The sequence below is a fragment of the Pinibacter soli genome, from assembly GCF_029961145.1.
GTDB classification, from domain to species: Bacteria; Bacteroidota; Bacteroidia; order Chitinophagales; family Chitinophagaceae; genus Pinibacter; species Pinibacter soli.
In genome coordinates, this window is record NZ_JASBRG010000001.1 from 484,456 (window position 1) to 503,038 (window position 18,583).

Genomic DNA, 18,583 nt, shown 5'->3' on the forward strand with positions numbered 1-18,583 from the left:
ATTAGGAAGGAACAAGACTATAAACGATGTTCTGATTCCTAACTCCTAATTCCTAATTCCTGATTTTTATCTCATTACAAATGGGTAGCGATCGTAGTGTTTTAAAGCTATACCTGTACCGCGAACAACACTCTTTAACGGATCATCTGCAATGTGTACAGGCAACTTAATTTTTTGAGCAAGTCTTTTATCAAGACCGCGTAGCAGGGCACCACCACCTGTCAGGTACAGACCGCGGCGATAAATATCTGAAGCCAGCTCCGGAGGCGTTGTTTCGAGTGCTTTCAAAATCGCTTCTTCTATTTTGAAAATGGATTTATCAAGCGCTTCTGCAATTTCCTGGTAGCTTACCATAATTTGTTTTGGAATACCTGTTACAAGGTCACGACCGTTTACAGGCAAATCATCCGGCGGATTTTCAAGATCTTTCATTGCGGCACCGATCTGAATTTTGATCTGCTCGGCAGTACGCTCACCAATCAGCAAGCTGTGGTAGCGGCGAAGCGCTTCCATAATGTCGGCCGTAAATTCATCACCGGCGATACGGATACTTTGATCACAAACGATACCGGCCAAAGCGATTACGGTAATACCTGTGGTACCACCGCCTATATCGATGATCATGTTACCAACGGGCTCTTCTACATCGATACCAATACCGAGTGCAGCAGCCATTGGCTCATGCAGCAGATAAACTTCCTTTGCGCCTGCTTGCTCAGCACTGTCACGCACCGCACGTTTCTCAACCTCTGTAATGCTTGAAGGAATGCAAATCATCATTCTCCAGCTTGGTGAAAAGATCGGTTTTTTGGGATAAACCATCTTGATCATTTCACGGAGCATTAATTCTGCCGCGTTGAAGTCAGCGATTACGCCATCTTTCAGCGGACGAATAGTGCGGATGCTTTCATGCGTTTTTTCGTGCATCATCAGGGCCCTTTTGCCTACCGCGAGAACGTTCTTAGGGTTATTCCTGTCCAGCGCAACAATTGAAGGCTCGTTTACTACCACTTCATCGTTGTGAATGATAAGGGTATTTGCAGTACCCAGATCTATTGCTATTTCCTGTGTAAAAAAATTAAAAAGGCCCATGTTTTAAGAGTCAGAATTTTGAAAAGAATAACGCATGCAAATTTGATGCAAATAATTCGATTGACAAAGCAAAACCGCTTTGCTTCTAATCATTTTTTATTTTAAAAGCAAAGCGGTTTGCGATTTCATCATGATTCTTTAGCAAGATAAGCAAAATGAAAATACAAGGGTGCTAACATTTTTTGATGCCTGGCTTTCGAATTTGAAAATTTGAGGATTTGAAAATTTGAAAATGCTTTAGGTGCGTCCTTTTTGAATACTTATTGCTCCCGAAAACATTGGAGAGTTAATTTGAAAAGTGAAAAGTTGCACAGAAAGCATTTTCAAATTCTCATATTTTCAAATAAAGCACAATCTTGAAATCCGCCATCAAAAAGCTGTCTGCCCCTGGTTACTTTATAAACCCAAGTCGCTTTTCCATCTCCGGACTTAATTCCGGAAGTTTTCTTCTTTCGATTAAAAAACTGGTGAGTCGTGCAATTTCCTTGAAAATGTAATGCTTGTCCAGCGCGGCTTTCAGGTAATCTCTCCCGGAACTGCCACCAGTTCCCAACCTTGTTCCGATGATTCTTTGCACCATGCTCATGTGCCTGTATCGCCAAATGCTCAGTTGCTCATCTATTTCTAGTAAGCTGTTCAATAGTTGAAAAGGCAATTGCAAAATAGGATAACCACGATACAGCATGATGAAAAGTGCGGCCCTGTTCGCTTTTGCGGATAACGATCCGTTTTCTGCTTTTACTGTATCGCTTTGAAGAAAAATATCATCGAAGTAAGCAAGGTTGCCAAATTCTGCTTCTGACAAACTTTGGCGGTAGCATTCTCTGTAAGTGGCCCAATAAGTATGCGTTCCGTTTTTATCTTCAAGTCCCTTGAAGTTTTTCCAGTTTTCCGGTTCATTGAAGAACGGCATTCTTTCCAGCCAGCTGTTCACGAGTTCCAGCAAAGATTTTTCATGCTCCGCTGCTTTGATAATTTCAACTTGCTGTGGCCTTAATTGCGCAGTGTAGTATTCTTGTCCGTGGCGATGCTCAAACTTCAGTCCCAGCTTGGCTTCTATCGTTTTAAATTGCCAGCTTTGGAAGCCGGATGCGGGTCGCAGCATGTCCCGGAAATCAAGAAAATCCATAGGCGTCATGGTCTCCATGATGTCGATTTGATGAACCAGCACTTTTAGAATGGTTACGCAACGGTTGAAACGATGAACGATGGTTTGCAATTCAGGCGAATTGTCGTTCATCGGCTGATGCATGATGGCTATGGCAGAATCAATTTCAAAAAGCACTTGTTTGAACCATAACTCATACGCCTGGTGGATAACGATGAAAAGCATTTCATCATGCGCATGCAAACTTAGTTTGTCGCTTTCGAGTTCTTGTGCATTCAGGATTTTGTCTAGCTGCAGGTAATCGCTGTAATGCACTGCTTTGTTAGTCATGTTTAATTTAGTTTGGCAACGAAATGTACGAAGAGTGTACGAAGTACGAAATTCGGTCGGGTACATCACTCTAATGACTTTCGTACATCGTACTTCGTACATCTAACATCGTACATCCCCGCTACATAAACTCGTAGCCTATATCTTTTCTGAAATACATTCCGTCAAATTCAATATCGGCAAGGGTTTGCTTAGATTTATTGATGGCGTCGCTTACAGAATCGCCGTAAGAAGTAGCGCAGAGAACACGGCCGCCTGCGGTTACCACCTTATCTTTTTGTGCAGCAGTACCGGCATGGAATACCATGGTGTCGCCGGAAACTGTTTTGCCGCCCAGCCCTTTTATTTCAAAACCTTTTTTGTAATCACCAGGATAGCCGCCGCTTACCGCTACTACTGTGCAGGCAACACGGCTATCATGCTCGATTTTCTGGCTGTTCAGCGTGCCATTTTGCGTAGCGATGAAAAGATCTACAAGATCGTTTTTTAACCTTGGCATTACCACTTCCGTTTCGGGATCGCCCATGCGGCAGTTGTATTCAATTACGAAAGGGTCGTTTCCAACTTTGATCAACCCGAAAAATACAAATCCTTTGTACGTGATATTGTCCTTGTAAAGCCCGTCGATAGTAGGCTTTATAATAGTATCGGTTACTTTTTTCATGAAAGTAGCATCTGCAAATGGAACCGGGCTTACCGCGCCCATACCGCCAGTGTTGAGGCCTGTATCTCCTTCACCAATTCTTTTATAGTCCTTTGCTTCAGGCAGTAACACATAGTTTTTACCGTCTGTTAAAGCAAACATGCTCAATTCAATTCCATCCAGAAATGCTTCTACGACTACTTTTTTGCTGGCGTCGCCAAATTTGCTTTGCTGGATCATTTGCTCAAATTCTGCCAGCGCTTCTTCATGCGATTGACAAATAAGAACGCCTTTCCCTGCCGCCAAACCGTCTGCTTTCAACACGATTGGCAATGAGTGATTCTTAAGATAAGTAACACCATCCTGGTAATTATTAGCGTCAAACTCAGCGTAGGCCGCAGTTGGGATATTGTGTCTCTTCATGAAAGCTTTTGCGTAAGCCTTGCTACCTTCCAGTTTTGCGCCTTCGTGCGAAGGACCGATCACGGAGATGGAAGAACTGTTTGTTTTAAAGTAATCATACACGCCCTTCACCAATGGATCTTCCGGCCCTACGACGATCATTTCCACGTTATTGCTGTCGCAAAACTTTTTAATGGCATCAAAATCTGTTGCCGAAATTGCAACATTGGTACCGCATTGTGCCGTACCGGCATTTCCAGGAGCTATAAAGAGTTTTGAGCATTTGCTGCTTTGAGAAAGTTTCCACGCCAGCGCATGTTCCCTGCCGCCTGAGCCTAAAAGAAGAATGTTCATTGAGTTGAGCTATTATATTTTAAGTAAATATGAGGCTGAAAAACGGAGCAAAAGTAGAAAATATATAAACTAAGCAACTTTATTTTGATAAAATGCTGCCTGATAAAGGTCGCGTTTGATTACATGTTACAATTAATCAGTATTTTGGGCACTTTATCAACCTAAATTAAACTGAGAACAGAAATTTCGCCGTATGGATACAGCAGTAGCAACCGCTAGCCCGGCTAGCAAAACCAGCAAAAAACACCCAAAAGGGCTCTGGGTTCTTTTTTCGACGGAGATGTGGGAGCGATTTAACTTTTACGGAATGCGTACTCTCCTTACCCTATTTATCGTGAATTCACTGATGATGAGTAAAGAAACCTCATCGTTGATTTATGGGGGCTTTCTGGGATTGTGTTATTTAACTCCGATGCTCGGAGGATTTATTTCCGACAGATTTCTTGGTAACAGATATTGTATCATTCTTGGTGGTACTTTAATGGCAATCGGACAGATGTTCCTGTTTACCAGTGCCAGTGTTTTCGGTGGCAACCTGGAATTCGCAAAAACATTGTTGTACATCGGTCTGGGCGTAATCATTCTTGGTAACGGCTTTTTCAAACCAAACATTTCTTCGATGGTTGGAAGCTTGTATCCTGCACAGGAAAAAAACAAGCTGGATACCGCCTTTACCATTTTCTACATGGGTATTAACGTGGGGGCGTTCCTTGGTCAGTTCATCTGCCCGGTTTTAGGCGATGTTGTTGATGCTGCAGGTCATCGTGACATTCACGCATTCAAATGGGGCTTCCTGGCTGCGTCACTCGCGATGCTTACGGGAACCATTACATTCTTTTTCTTAAAAGATAAATATGTAAAAACTCCTGAGGGAAGACCTATCGGTGGTTTACCAAAACACAATACAGCTGCAGATTTTGCGGAAGGCGAAGCTCAAAATGCGCATTTCACAGGCAAAGCACTAGGTGGTGCAGTAATTGCGTTTGCGATTCTAGCGCTTCTTTTCAATAAAGTTGCCGGACAAAACGTAATCTACTCAATTATCTACGGTAGTGGTATTTCTCTTGCAGGATTGATCCTTACAGATAAATCATTGACAAAAGTTGAAAGAGACAGGATCCTTGTTATTTATATTGTTTCCTTCTTTATTATTTTCTTCTGGGCAGCTTTCGAGCAGGCAGGTTCATCACTTACATTTATTGCCGATAACCAGACTGACAGAAATTTCCTTGGCTGGCAAATGCCACCTTCAATGGTTCAAATCTTCAACGGAATTTTCGTGGTTGCGTTTGCGGTTCCATTCAGCCTTCTTTGGGATAAATTGAGAGCGAATGGCAAAGAGCCTATTTCTCCTTTCAAACAAGCTATTGGATTGTTTTTAATTGCACTTAGTTATTTTATTATAGCACATAATGTAAAAGATCTTGGCAATTCAGGTTTGTTGGCTGTAAAATGGCTGATCCTGCTGTATCTGATCCAAACTTTCGGTGAGCTTTGCTTATCACCAATTGGTCTTTCCTTGGTAGGTAAACTGGCTCCAAAACGTTTTGCTTCTTTGTTGTTCGGTGTGTTCTTTTTGTCAAATGCATCTGGTTATGCATTAGCAGGAACGTTAGGTTCTATCCTGCCTGCAACCGGTGAGCAGTTTAAAAAAGCAAACGAAGCAGGTATTAATCTTCAAGGTATTTTGGACAAAACTGTGACTGCTACTCCGGAGCAATTGAAGTTTCTGGAAACAGCAAAAATCAGTGTAACCAATCCAGTTTTTGCAGGCTTTGAGATCCATAATTTATTCCAATTCTTCATGGTGTTTGTAGTGCTTTGCGGTGTGGCTTCTGCATTGTTATTTGCACTTACTCCAGTGTTGAAAAAGATGATGCACGGTGTGAGATAAATCTCGTTAATCTATAAACGAAAAAGACGATGTTAACAGCATCGTCTTTTTTATTGTCTCGGTAATAAATCATGTTATCGAATTGTCTCTCCCTTTCTTTCTCTTTTTCTTTTGCCTTGATGCAAAAGAAACAAAAAATCAAGGCAAACCCGAAGCCTCCGGCCGTTTTGCCTTGCCTTCCCCTCCCCCTGTTCAACTGTCTTGAGTATTGGCGGGCTTTCAAGAAATTATTACGGCTAAGGCTCTATAGTAAACTATGCGTCTACAAATTACAGCTGCTATGAAATACTACCGATGAAAGTATTGCGACGCAACGATGATGACCAACGAACTAATGCCCGGTTCATAATCATTGAATAATTGAATAACAGAATAGTTAAAACTTCCATAGAGGCTAGCCCTTCTAATTCCTAATTCCTAATTTCTATTTCTTAATTGTGCTTAAACGGAACGATCATTTCAAATGCAGGAATGTTCACATCGAATCCTCTCTTGTTACTAAGATTGAGCATGGAGTAAGTGCCGTACATTTTGCCCATTTCGGTGCGAAGATTGCAGCCGCTAACGTATTGGTAACGTTCACCGGGATTAAGTGTCGGTTGTACACCAACAACACCTTCGCCTTCTACCTCGCGGTATTGGCCATTGCTGTCGAAAATATGCCAGTGGCGGCGCTGTAACTGAACGGGGAAGTTATTGTGGTTTTCAATACTGATGCGGTAAGCAAACATAAACTCGGCCGACATTGGGTTTGAGTAGTCCGGCTGATAAAAGGTCTCTACACTTATTTCTATACCTTCTGATATCTTGCTTACCATTACCAGGTTTTTGATAAAAATAATGAAAATAACCTAAGGTTTTAATTTTTTGTTACCGAATTATGGGGACGAACGCGTATCGTTAAGATTATCATGGTTTATTATGATATTGTTTAAAAGTCATTATCCACCCTAAAAAAGATAATAATCTGCATTTCTTTCTTAAACTAAAAATTATCTTTGCGTCTCCATTTTTTATTGACATCTGTTGCTCGCCCTGAGGAGATTCTTTTAAACATTTAGACTAAAAATTCAATTATGAATATTGCTGTTGCAAAAGGTGATGGTATCGGTCCAGAGATCATGGATGCCGTACTAAAAATTTTCGTTGCCGGAAAGGTTCCCCTTGAGTATGAATTTGTTGACATGGGAAAATGGGTGTTTGACAAAGGATTCAGCAACGGTATGACTCCAGAAGCCAAGGATACCATCGAGAGACTGGGCATCCTTTTTAAGGGCCCGATGGAAACCCCAAAAGGTAAAGGGGTAAAAAGCGTGAACGTTACCGCACGCAAAACCTGGAACACTTATGCAAACAAACGTGTGTTTCAAACTTTACATGGTGTGGATACTGTTTTCAGTAAAGCCGGCATTCCTATCGACGTAACAATTGTTCGCGAAAATATTGAAGATACTTACGGCGGCGTGGAGCACATGCTTACACAGGACGTTGCGTTGAGCCGCCGTTTCATTACCCGTCCGGGTAGCTTGCAGGTGATTAAATATGCCTTCGAAATGGCCAGCAAGAAAAATGCTAAAAGAATTACCTGCGGTCACAAGTCTAACATCATGAAGATCACAGATGGCTTGTTCCTTGATTGCTTCTACGAAGTGGCAAAGGAATACCCGCACCTGAAAGCCGATGATGTAATTGTGGATGACCTTTGTATGAAGCTGGTTACCCGTCCTGATCTTTTTGACGTGGTGGTGTTGACCAACCTTCAGGGCGATATCGTTTCTGATCTTTGCGCGGGTCTTGTGGGTGGTTTAGGTTTTGCTCCTTCGGGAAATATCGGTGACCACATCTGTATTTTCGAAGCTGTTCACGGAACTGCTCCTGATATTGCCGGCAAAAATATCGCGAATCCAACGGCGCTTTTGCTGAGTGGTATCGCGATGTTGCGCCACCTTGGATTGATGGAAAATGCTGCGATCATTGAAAATGCATTGCTGTATACATTGGAAAGCGGTGTACACACTGGTGATTTTGGTGACAAAAACACGCCTTCTGCAAACACTACGCAATTTGCGGATGCCGTGATTGCAAACTTTGGCAAACAACCTCAACACGGTGCGAAAGAAATTCTTCCAAACAAACCGATTACTCCAACCGTTTTTAACCTGGAGAAAAATCCGATGTTGATCACCGAAGAAACTGCGGCAGAAAAAATCGTAGGTGTTGACATGTTTATCGAGAGTGAGGAACAACCTGAAGTGATCGCACAAAAATGCCTTCGCCATGCAGGTGTTAAATTCAGCCTTGTAAGCATCAGTAACCGCGGTACGCAGGTTTGGCCTACAGGTTCTAAATTCACTAACCTTGTGAACCAATACAATGCACGTTTCGAAAGCCTTGATGGTAGTGCGTTGAATCAACAAGATGTTATTGGTTTGTATGTAAGTCTTAGCGGAAACTTCAAAATCTGCTCTCTTGAGTTGCTGAACATGTGGGGAGATAAGAAGGCGTATAGCTTAGCGCAGGGTCAATAATTGAATAACTGATCAGCTGAGTAACTGATGGCTGATCGGATAATATAATGACTGAATAATTGAGTAACTTTAATGAGTTTAATTTCAATTATTCAGTCATTTTTTTTCAACCATTCCTCATGTCAGACGAAATAAGAAAATATAGTAATGGCGATGTAACGATCCTTTGGCAGGCTCATCTTTGCCAACATTCTACCATTTGCTGGAAAGGATTGATACAAGTTTTCAATCCTAAAAATAGACCCTGGATCAATATGGATGGCGCCACTACAGAACGTATTATTGAACAGGTAAAAAAATGTCCAAGCGGCGCGTTGAGCATTGAGAAGTTGAACACCTGATTGTTTCGGAGTATCACTAACTCAATTATTCAATTATTCTGTCATTGGAAGCTAGTGGGTTTCAGTGGATGCAAGCATATTAAGCAGTATTACTCCCGCGATGCAGAAAAGTGTGAGTGCAGTAAAATGAACTTTTTTATAGAGTTGTTCCTGCTCTTCATTCTCTCTCATTCTTGCCTGTGAGAAAAGGAAAAAACTTATTACAGAAATGATACCACTTGTAATGGTTAGAAATTTCATTAAGGCAAGAAAGAAATTGAACATCTGTGTTTTTGGTTTAAGACCTCATGCAAGCCCTCTCCAAAGGAAAGACAGCAGAGTCCGCCATAGCAAGAGGCTTTGTCAAATAAAGATCTCTATATTTTTTTGGCTTTTGTAAATTTATTTTTCTGCAGCCATTGCAACACTTTATCTCTCTGATCACCTTGAATGATCACCAGGCCATCTTTTACCGACCCGCCTGTTCCGCAAAAGTTTTTTAGTTGCTTACCGAGCACTTCAAGATCTTCATCTTTTCCAGCGAAACCTTCCACAAGCGTCACCGCTTTGCCGGCACGCTGTTTCGTATCGAGTTTTATTTTCAATAATTGTTTTTCCGCAGGCAAGGTTTCTATTTCTTCATGTTCTTCTTCGAATGAAAAACCTGGATCAGTTGAGTACACAACGCCGTCTTTATTATTATTGGGTTTCTTCTTGCTCATGGGTCAAAAATAAAAAAAATCGGGAAACGCGAATCCTGTTCAAGACGCTGTTTTTTAACTACAGAGGCAACAGAGTTTTTTTCACAGAGGTAAGGAGATTTGTGAACCATCCCTTCTTCCCTCACTGTTCAGGGAGCAACACTTATTTTTGAAACAAAGCCTCTGTTTTCTCTGTGCAAAAACTCCTTTCCTCTGTGGTTAAAAATATTCAAGCGAGCTTTGCCTTCAAACTCAAATCCAAACTTCTCGCCTGGTGAATCAATCCGCCTACACTTACGTAGTCTACGCCAGTTTCAGCATAACTTATAATGGTATTCAAATTAATGCCGCCGCTGGCTTCGGTTTCGAATTGGCCATCGATTATTTTCATTGCTTCCACAATTTCTGCGGGACTAAAATTGTCGAGCATTATTCTGAACACTTTTCCTTTTGCGAAATCCACTACCCTTTTCACATCATCGAGTGAGCGGGTTTCCACTTCAATTTTCAGCTGGGGAAATTTTTCCTGCACATATGTATGGGCCTTTTCAATTGCTTTTTCAAGACCACCGCAGTAATCGATATGATTATCCTTCAGCATGATCATGTCATACAAACCCATTCTGTGGTTTACTCCACCGCCTATAGCTACAGCTTCTTTTTCAAGCAATCTGAAATTCGGCGTTGTTTTGCGGGTGTCCAGCACTTTTGTTTTATAGCCCTTCAGTTTCTCCACGTATTGATGGGTGAGCGTTGCTATGCCACTCATGCGCTGCATGCAGTTAAGCACCACACGTTCGCACTGCAGAATGGTTTGCACATTGGCCTCTACTTCAAAAGCCGTTTCTCCATTAGTCATTCTATCACCATCCTTCTTAAACGCTGTGAATTTAATGCCGGGCTGCATGTGGTTGAAAACAGCTTCTGCTACTTTCATGCCGGCTAGTATACCATCTTCCTTGATCTTCAAAATCGCGTGCCCCTGCACGTTGGCAGGAATGCAGCTGAGCGTGGAATGATCCCCATCACCAATATCTTCTTTCAATGCCTCGTTTATGAGATGTTGTAATTGCTGTGCGGTAGTTAACATGGAGCAAAGGTAGGAGAGCCAATTAATAATTGAGACTAAAAAGGGCCATGGATAAAAATCACATGACCCCATCAGCTTCAAGGGATAAATTTATTATTCTGTAAACTGGAAACTTATTTCCTGCAGGAATTGTTTATCGCCTTTTTGTTTCATGAATAAGGTTGTCCGGTATTTGCCGCTTTTAGTCATTAAGATACCGATGCAATATTGAGAGCCGCTTTTTTCGCCTTTGTGTTTGATCTCGAAATCCTGTACTACATTATTGCTGAAAAAATCTTTGATGATCATTTCTGCTTGTACACGACTAAAATTATCACTTTTATCTGGCAATTCAATGTCAATTCTGGAGTCGAAAAACCGGGAGAGCATGCCTGCGTCGCCTACTTTGAGGGCGGTAACAATCGAGTCCATTTCCGCCACTTCGGGCTTGGGGTCTCGGTTTGCCACCAGGAAAATGGCTAACAAAAGGCCAATAATAGAAAGTTTCATAAACAATATTGAGTTTCAAATAAACGGTCAGCAGGTCTGGCTTTTCGTGGATTTCTAAATTCTGCCAAAAACATGCCAATTTAGTGGTAATGCAATAACTTTATCCGCCCTTACGACGATTTATGCGTTTTTGCACTATTTCGTACAGGAAACCCACGATTGTTTTGCAAATTTTATAACTGGCACTTAAAACGACCTGCATTATTTCATAGAAAATAGTCGCGGAATTTTGTTTTATGGTCAACCAATGGTAATGGATTTCAGAAAATATTTATAAAACAGTTCAACATTTATGGAAAAAAAACGAGCGATCCTGATCATTATGGACGGCTGGGGACTTGGACAGGTTCCTTCCAGCGATGCAATTCAACATGCAAAAACTCCTTTCGTATCTTCTTTATATTCTAAATACCCAAATACGACCCTGACTACCTGTGGTGAGCAGGTTGGTTTGCCAGAGGGCCAGATGGGAAACAGCGAGGTCGGCCACCTGAATCTTGGAGCCGGACGTATTGTAAACCAGGAGCTTCAGCGCATTAACCTGGCTATTCGTGGCGGAGATTTTTATAAAAATGAGGTATTGCTGAACGCCATTAAATTTGCGAAGCAAAATGACAAACCACTCCACTTTATTGGCCTGGTGAGTGATGGCGGTGTGCATTCTCACATCAATCACCTGAAAGCGCTGACTACCATGTGCCAAACGGAAGGATTAACAAATGTTTTCATACATGCGTTTACTGATGGCCGTGATACCGACCCTAAAAGTGGTTTAGGTTTCATCACAGAACTTCAGGAGCATTTGAACACATCTACCGGGAAAATTGCGAGTGTTAGTGGGCGTTATTATGCCATGGACCGCGACAAGCGCTGGGAAAGAGTAAAACTTGCGTACGATGCTTTAGTGAACGGCGTTGGTGAAAAAGCGACTGATGCCATCGCGGCTGTTGAAAATGCGTATGCTCATAATATTACGGACGAGTTTATCAAACCGACAGTTGTCCTCGATTCTGCTCAACAGCCTTTGGCTACTATAAAAAATGACGATGTTGTGATTTGCTTCAACTTCCGTACGGACCGTTGTCGCGAAATTACGGAGGTACTAACGCAAATGGATATCCCGGAACAGGGTATGAAACATTTGAATCTGCATTACACTACAATGACGGAGTACGACAAAACGTTCAAAAACGTGAACGTTGTTTTTGAAAACGACAACCTGAACAAAACGATAGGTGAAGTGGTGGCAGAAAACGGATTGAAACAGATCCGCATGGCTGAAACCGAAAAGTATCCTCACGTTACATTCTTCTTTAGCGGTGGCCGCGAGGTTCCTTTTGAAGGAGAAAGCCGTATCATGAAACCATCTCCTAAAGTCGCCACCTACGACCTGCAACCAGAAATGAGCGCAAATGACCTTACCGATGCATTGGTTCCTGAAATAGAAAAAAAATCTGCGGACTTCATCGTATTGAATTACGCAAACGCTGACATGGTGGGCCATACAGGTGTTTGGGAAGCTGCGATCAAAGCAGTAGAAACAGTTGATACGTGCGTGGAAAAAGTTGTAACGGCTGCGCTGAAAAGTGATTATGTAGTTTTCCTCACGGCAGACCATGGCAACTCTGATTACCTGATTAATGCTGATGGTTCTCCAAACACTGCGCACACACTGAACCCCGTTCCATTGTTCATCATTTCCAACGATTGGAAAGGCACTATTAAACCAGGTAAACTTGGCGATATAGCGCCTACTATGCTGAAGTTTATGGGATTGGATATTCCGAAGGAAATGACGGGAGAGATTTTAATTAATAATTAATAATTAGTAATTAACAGGGCAGCATTCTTGAGTGAATGCTGCCCTGTTGTATTTTAAGTATAAAACAGCTTTTTTCTGCCTCGCTGCAAAACCTATTAATTTTTAATTATTAATTATTAATTGCTCTCTATTCCGTTCTCAAACTCTTCACCGGATTAGCTATCGCGGCCTTAATTGCCTGAAAGCTAACCGTGATAATGGTTATGATCAACGCACCTGCTCCAGAGGCAACAATGATCCAGAACGAAATGTTTGTTCTGTAGTCAAACCGTTGCAGCCAGCTATGTAAATAATACCATGCCAATGGAATTGCTATGAAACATGAAATGATTACAAGCACTGCAAATTCCCTTGACAATAGTTGCCACAAATTAAAGACTGATGCACCGAGCACTTTGCGAACACCGATTTCCTTTTTGCGTTGCTCTGCTACAAATGAAGCAAGGCCAAACAAACCAAGGCATGAAATGAAAATGGCCAGTATGGTAAAGAATGTTGCGAGTTTTCCTATGCGTTGTTCGTCAGCGAATTTTCGCATGTATTCCTCGTCATTAAATTTATAAGTGAAAGGCGAAGAAGGATTGTATTTCTTGAATACAGTTTCAATTTTATTCAACGCGTCACGAACGGGCACAGCTTGTTTTATTGCAATTGTAATCACATTTGTCCAGTTACGATCAAAAAAGAATACTGTTGGTTTCACCGGTGTATAGGGGGATTCCATGATCATATCTTTTACAACGCCTATCACTGTATAATTCTTGTCGTTGAATTTTATTGTTTCTCCAACAATGTTACGCTTCATATCAACTAGTTTTACAGCAGCCTCATTTAGCACCATTGCCAAACTATCTGTTGCAAATTCTTTGGAAAAATCGCGGCCCTCTTTGACTTTCCAGCCAATAGTGTTTCCGAAATCTTCGGTTACTGCAATGGTGCCAAAACTCGGCAATGTGTTAGGATCTTTTCCCTGCCAGTTGAAACCTATTTGATTCGACCATACATCCGTTGTGGGGCTTGATGACTCAGCCATGTTGTCCACAACATTGGTTGCAAGTAGATCACTCCGTATGGCGTCATAATGACCATACAGATCGGGAGTGGACATATTGATGGTGATAAGTCCTTCGCTCCTGTAGTTTACTGGTCTGTTTTTCGCGTACTGAATCTGTTTGAAAATAATGATGGTTCCTATGATCAATGCTATTGAAAAAGTGAACTGCACAACTACCAGCACCTTGCGTGGCAATGATGCAAACCTCCCAACACGAAATGTTCCTTTCAATACTTTGATGGGCTCGAATTTGGAAAGATAGAATGCAGGATAGCTCCCGGAAACTAATCCGGTAATTAAAGTGAACACAATTATCAGTATCCAAAAGATGGGATTACCTAAAGGCAAAAAAACATCTTTGTCTGCAAGCTTGTTGAACAGCGGCATCAGTATAACCGCTAGTATAAGTGAGAATATCAGCGACACAAAAGCAACCAAAACCGACTCCGCCAAAAACTGACCTATCAGCTGTCCACGAACAGAACCCACAGTTTTGCGAATGCCCACTTCTTTTGCTCTTTTCTCGCTTCTTGCTGTGGAAAGGTTCATGAAGTTGATACAAGCCAGTAGTAACACAAAAACGCCAATCACCGCAAACAACCAGATAAACTGTATTTTCCCTCCTGCGGCTTTGCCATCTTTAAATTCGCTATAAAGCCTCCATTTGTCCATCGGAAATATCACAGCCTGCTCTTTGCCATCGGTAGCTGCCACCTTATGGTCCATCACAATGTTCCTGATCTTTTGTGTCTCCTTGTCCATATCAATTTTATTCGCCACCTGCACATACACCTGCCATGAGTGGTTGTTCCATTGTGTGTTTGCACGTTTTATCCAATCTTCTGTTGTGATGTATTTTTTCCATGGCAAAAAAAGCTTTACCTCATTCATAGATGTGTTGTGCGGAAGATCTTCGAACACGCCGGCCACTTTGTAATTATCCTTATTGTCAAGTCGCAGCATTTTGTTGATCGGATCGGCATTTCCAAAAAGCGATGTTGCGGTGGATGCACTTAGCAGAATAGTGGAGGGGTCTTCCAGAGCATTTATATTTCCCTTCAATATCCTCAGTGAAAACATAGTGGGAAAACTTCCTTCAACCCACATTCCTCTTGAAGTGATCTTTTTATCTCCAACCACAAGGATGTGATCGAAGTTCCAGGATGCCATCGAAATATTTTTGAAGTCGCTTCCGTATTTGGTTCGTAATTCATTGCCTATTGGCAGGCAAACTGCCGGCCCGGTTGCCATTTTACCGTCGTTATCAACAAAAGTGGTCATTATCTGGGAAAGCTCCTTATGGTTGGAGTGGTATTGGTCAAACGTTACTTCATCCCATATCCATAGTGCGATCAACATGGCAACCGCCATTCCAGTGGCCAGGCCAAGCACATTGATCAGCGAGTACACTTTACTTTTAACCAGATTTCGCCATGCCAGTTTAAAATAGTTTTTAAGCATAAAAATTCTTCTGATTTAAGTTGTAGGACGATTTTTTGAGAATATGGTTACAATGAAACAGGAGATATCAATCGCCAAAAATATGCCCCGTTACAATTAACTGATAAATAAACAGTTAATTGCAATACTACTTTTTGCAGTGTACGGTTTTGATACGCGTATTGTATGGTTTCGATACTTGAAAAATTGGAGACCAGTTGTTAGTTGACAATTGATCGTTCTTAGAAGAGCCTGAAGCGCATAACGCCTAACAACTATTAATCAACAACTAACAACTCTTTTTCGCAAAAACCCTAGTTTTCCCATTATTATGTTTGAGAAAAAATGTCTATATTAGAAGAGCAATATACACCATGACTGAAGACGCAATTTTTCAAGGCTGTTTACAAAACAATGCTTCTGCGCAAAAGGAGTTATACAACAGGTATAGCCCCAAGATGCTTGCGGTTTGCTACCGGTATGGTCACAATCGCGAGGATGCGGAAGACATGCTTCAGGAAGGTTTTATAAAGGTGTTCTCCCAAATGCACACATTCAGGAACCAGGGCGCATTTGAAGGATGGATAAGGCGCATCATTGTTCACACCTGTATTAATCATTTAAAGAAAAACAAAAAATTCAACGACAGTGTAGATATCACTTATGCAAGTGGTATTGAAATTCGTGAAGAAAATATTCCTTCTGTAATCCAGGCCAAGCAAGTGGTTGAATGCATCAGGCTATTGCCGATCGGTTATCGAACGGTACTCAATCTGTATGCTGTCGAGGGCTATACACATAAAGAAATTGCTGACATGCTGGATATAGAAGAGAGCACGAGCCGCTCGCAATACACGCGTGCACGGCAAATGCTGGAAGACGTTCTCGTTAAAAAGAGCATTATACAAAAACCAAAACAAAAGACAAGGCTGCTGGCACTTTTTGCCAAGTAAAGCAGCAGCTTTGAGTAGTACCCCAAATTGCTTGTAGAAATGGACAAAGACTTTTATACAGACGAATTTGAGCAGTTTTTGAAAAGCAAGGCTGACCAACACAGATTATACCCTTCGGAGATGGTGTGGAAGAAAATCAATAGAACTCTTCACCCAACAAAGAGCGGGCTTATTGTGGCGGCACTGTTCCTATTATTCCTGCTCACGGGCGACCAAATCTTGCGCCTGCAAGCAGGTATTGATAAAAATGAATTGTCCGGCTCAATAATTAAAAACGACGAAATTGCTGCAACCGATTTCTTACAACAAATAAGGGCTGGCCTGAACCTTACACAGAACAAAAGCACTGTTCACATTTTTAACCAGCCCATTTATTCCAATAGTATCAACATTTACAAATGGTTGAATAGCTACGATTACGTAGCAAATTCATCATTGCCAAAGGTGATTGCGGATAAATTACCGATTGCACAACGCATCACTTCCGCTTTCAGCACAAGGTTCAGCGATTTACCTCCTCTAAATGCGATTGCAGCTAGCTATGTGGCAATACCTGAAAATGAAGTGGGCAAAGTAGTTATAAATAATAATTACACCGACGTAGCTACGTCAATGAACCCGACTTCAATTAAAGCGATCAGGAACAATAACTCTGTAACACCTGCTGTTGCAGCCAAACCAATCATAAATATTGAACCCCAAAAATCTTCAGTTGCAATTATAAGTACACCCGCGTCTTACGCAAGTGTAAAGATTCCAATAGCTGCAGAGAAAAAGCATTTGCAGTTGCAATATTATTTTGCACCCACAATCAGTTTCAGAAAACTCGAAGACCCAAGTTCAAAATCTACATCCAGCCAGGATTTACCGCTGGCATCCAACCATCTTGACGTAAACAAATTTGTGAATCACTCACCTACTATTGGCTTGGAAGCGGGCTCTGCAATGCTGTTTCCTATTACGAAAAACATTTCGCTTAAGGCTGGCCTGCAGTTGAATATGAATGGTTACAACGTGAGTGCATATACATATTCGCGTGAAAAAGCAACTATTGCTTTGAATACACCGGGAAATAATGACACGATCAGAGCATTCACTTCTATTAGAAATATGAACGGTTATTCGCAGGAGATTTTGCAGAACAGATACTTCCAGGTGTCAGTGCCTGTGGGTGTTGATGTGAAGATCATAGGCGATCATCGCCTGCAATTGAATGCCGCCGGTACATTCCAGCCATTTTATATCATGGCACATAGCACTTACTTGCTTTCCAACGATTATAATAACTACGTAAAAGAACATTCACTTGTGCGCCGTTTCAACTACGCCGCGAATCTTGAAACATATATTTCCTACACTGGTGCCAATGGCCTGAAGTTCCAAATGGGGCCACAATTCCGCTATCAGTTAAAATCTACTTATTCAGACAAGTATCCTATTCATGAGTACCTCATGGAGTATAGCATTAAGTTTGGTATTATAAAGACTTTGAAATAATGACTAAGTAACTGAATAATTGAATAACTGACTGGTTGGGTTTCGATTTTTCGTTAAAACTATCGACCGCTCAGTTATTCAATTATTCAGTTATTCAGTTATTTTTACTCCCATGAAGTACTTACAATATTCTATTTTCCTATTGTTGCTGGCCGCTTGCAATAACAATAATAATACTGCGAAAACAGCCGCCAATCAGGGGACTGCGATTGATACTGCAAATCCTAACATTGATTTTTTTCCGGTGGCTGATTATATCAAAAGCCAGGTGCATATGGTTGATTCAATGCAATTGCCCATTATGAAAACAACCATTGTTGGAAAGGATTCAGTTCCTGCTTCGATGAAGCAAGAAGAGTTTAGTAAGATCGCTGCTGAGTTTTACACGCCGGATATAAGTGATGCGGGTATAAAGAAAGACTATAAGGAAACTGCATTTGCAGATCAGTCTATTCCAAGTGTTACGTTTACTTACACTACAAAGAACCCTTCGCTGGAAATACTACGTCTGGACGTTTTGGTAAAACCAGATCCTGTACAAAGCGACAAAGTTCGCACCATCTATCTAGAAAAATTCTTTGAAAAAGGAGATACGTCTTTTACACAAAAACTATTCTGGAAAGCAGATAAAAATTGCCAGATCATAACCACCGCCCAACCTAAGAATGGAGCGGAGATTACGAAGATCGTAAAGGTTTCCTGGAGCGGCGAATAGAAGCTTCGCTTCTGAGTTTACCCTGAGACCCTCAGCATGCACTGAGCATCACTCAGTTTTTTCTAACCACGGAGTGAAGGAGTTTTTCACAGAGGAAACAGAGAGGTTGCCTTGAAAGTGATGCTTCTTACGAAGGTGCAGACGAAAGGAG

16 protein-coding genes are annotated in these 18,583 nt (G+C 41.5%); 7 read left to right on the top strand and 9 right to left on the bottom strand.

The annotated features are described in order from the left end of the window. Positions 1-66: 66 nt before the first annotated feature. The 3 genes from QJ048_RS01875 to purD all read right to left on the bottom strand — a co-directional run bounded on the left by QJ048_RS01875 (position 67) and on the right by purD (position 3,929). Complete coding sequence (locus QJ048_RS01875) at positions 67-1,092, bottom strand: rod shape-determining protein (protein ID WP_217791636.1); 1,026 nt, start codon at positions 1,090-1,092, stop codon at positions 67-69. A 391-nt stretch (positions 1,093-1,483) separates the two neighbouring features. Then, complete coding sequence (locus QJ048_RS01880; RefSeq protein WP_345774525.1) at positions 1,484-2,632, bottom strand: tryptophan 2,3-dioxygenase; 1,149 nt, start codon at positions 2,630-2,632, stop codon at positions 1,484-1,486. A 19-nt stretch (positions 2,633-2,651) separates the two neighbouring features. Next, positions 2,652-3,929, bottom strand: coding sequence for a phosphoribosylamine--glycine ligase (gene purD, locus QJ048_RS01885; RefSeq protein WP_282332631.1), 1,278 nt, complete (start codon positions 3,927-3,929; stop codon positions 2,652-2,654). A gap of 193 nt (positions 3,930-4,122) precedes the next feature. Here purD and QJ048_RS01890 point away from each other — a divergent pair, with 193 nt between their 5' ends. Continuing rightward, positions 4,123-5,823, top strand: a complete 1,701-nt coding sequence (locus QJ048_RS01890; protein WP_282332632.1) for a peptide MFS transporter — start codon at positions 4,123-4,125, stop codon at positions 5,821-5,823. A 431-nt stretch (positions 5,824-6,254) separates the two neighbouring features. On the opposite strand, the gene apaG is transcribed toward QJ048_RS01890, so the two are convergent. Then, a complete protein-coding gene (gene apaG / locus QJ048_RS01895; RefSeq protein ID WP_282332633.1) occupies positions 6,255-6,641 on the bottom strand; it encodes a Co2+/Mg2+ efflux protein ApaG in 387 nt (128 codons plus the stop codon). Positions 6,642-6,899: 258 nt separating this feature from the next. On the opposite strand from apaG, the gene QJ048_RS01900 reads away from it, so the two are divergent. Both QJ048_RS01900 and QJ048_RS01905 read left to right on the top strand, forming a co-directional pair. Continuing rightward, entirely contained in the window at positions 6,900-8,351 is a 1,452-nt protein-coding gene (locus tag QJ048_RS01900; RefSeq protein ID WP_282332634.1) for an NADP-dependent isocitrate dehydrogenase, read from the top strand. A gap of 119 nt (positions 8,352-8,470) precedes the next feature. Further along, the gene (locus QJ048_RS01905; protein ID WP_282332635.1) at positions 8,471-8,692 is read left to right on the top strand and encodes a (4Fe-4S)-binding protein; all 222 of its coding nucleotides are present in this window, start codon (positions 8,471-8,473) and stop codon (positions 8,690-8,692) included. A gap of 51 nt (positions 8,693-8,743) precedes the next feature. Here QJ048_RS01905 and QJ048_RS01910 read toward each other — a convergent pair whose 3' ends face one another. The 4 genes from QJ048_RS01910 to QJ048_RS01925 form a co-directional block, all read right to left on the bottom strand. Continuing rightward, positions 8,744-8,932 (bottom strand): hypothetical protein, encoded by a 189-nt coding sequence (locus tag QJ048_RS01910; RefSeq protein ID WP_282332636.1) that lies wholly within the window; start codon positions 8,930-8,932, stop codon positions 8,744-8,746. Between the two features lie 116 nt (positions 8,933-9,048). Beyond that, the gene (locus QJ048_RS01915; protein WP_282332637.1) at positions 9,049-9,393 is read right to left on the bottom strand and encodes a translation initiation factor; all 345 of its coding nucleotides are present in this window, start codon (positions 9,391-9,393) and stop codon (positions 9,049-9,051) included. A 208-nt stretch (positions 9,394-9,601) separates the two neighbouring features. Then, a complete protein-coding gene (nadC, locus tag QJ048_RS01920) occupies positions 9,602-10,462 on the bottom strand; it encodes a carboxylating nicotinate-nucleotide diphosphorylase (RefSeq protein ID WP_282332638.1) in 861 nt (286 codons plus the stop codon). 93 nt (positions 10,463-10,555) lie between these two features. Next, the gene (locus tag QJ048_RS01925; protein WP_282332639.1) at positions 10,556-10,951 is read right to left on the bottom strand and encodes a DUF4783 domain-containing protein; all 396 of its coding nucleotides are present in this window, start codon (positions 10,949-10,951) and stop codon (positions 10,556-10,558) included. Between the two features lie 292 nt (positions 10,952-11,243). On the opposite strand from QJ048_RS01925, the gene gpmI reads away from it, so the two are divergent. Beyond that, a complete protein-coding gene (gpmI, locus tag QJ048_RS01930) occupies positions 11,244-12,773 on the top strand; it encodes a 2,3-bisphosphoglycerate-independent phosphoglycerate mutase (protein WP_282332640.1) in 1,530 nt (509 codons plus the stop codon). Between the two features lie 127 nt (positions 12,774-12,900). Here the strand turns inward: gpmI and QJ048_RS01935 are convergent, their stop codons facing one another. After that, positions 12,901-15,288 (bottom strand): ABC transporter permease, encoded by a 2,388-nt coding sequence (locus QJ048_RS01935; protein ID WP_282332641.1) that lies wholly within the window; start codon positions 15,286-15,288, stop codon positions 12,901-12,903. Positions 15,289-15,641: 353 nt separating this feature from the next. On the opposite strand from QJ048_RS01935, the gene QJ048_RS01940 reads away from it, so the two are divergent. From QJ048_RS01940 to QJ048_RS01950, 3 genes are all read left to right on the top strand, one after another. After that, on the top strand, positions 15,642-16,220 hold the full coding sequence (locus QJ048_RS01940) for an RNA polymerase sigma factor (protein WP_282332642.1): 579 nt from the start codon (positions 15,642-15,644) through the stop codon (positions 16,218-16,220). A 39-nt stretch (positions 16,221-16,259) separates the two neighbouring features. Further along, positions 16,260-17,717 (top strand): hypothetical protein, encoded by a 1,458-nt coding sequence (locus tag QJ048_RS01945; protein ID WP_282332643.1) that lies wholly within the window; start codon positions 16,260-16,262, stop codon positions 17,715-17,717. A 112-nt stretch (positions 17,718-17,829) separates the two neighbouring features. Then, positions 17,830-18,432 carry a hypothetical protein gene (locus QJ048_RS01950; RefSeq protein ID WP_282332644.1) on the top strand — a complete coding sequence of 201 codons (603 nt, stop codon included), beginning with the start codon at positions 17,830-17,832 and terminating at the stop codon, positions 18,430-18,432. The last annotated feature ends 151 nt before the right edge of the window (positions 18,433-18,583 follow it).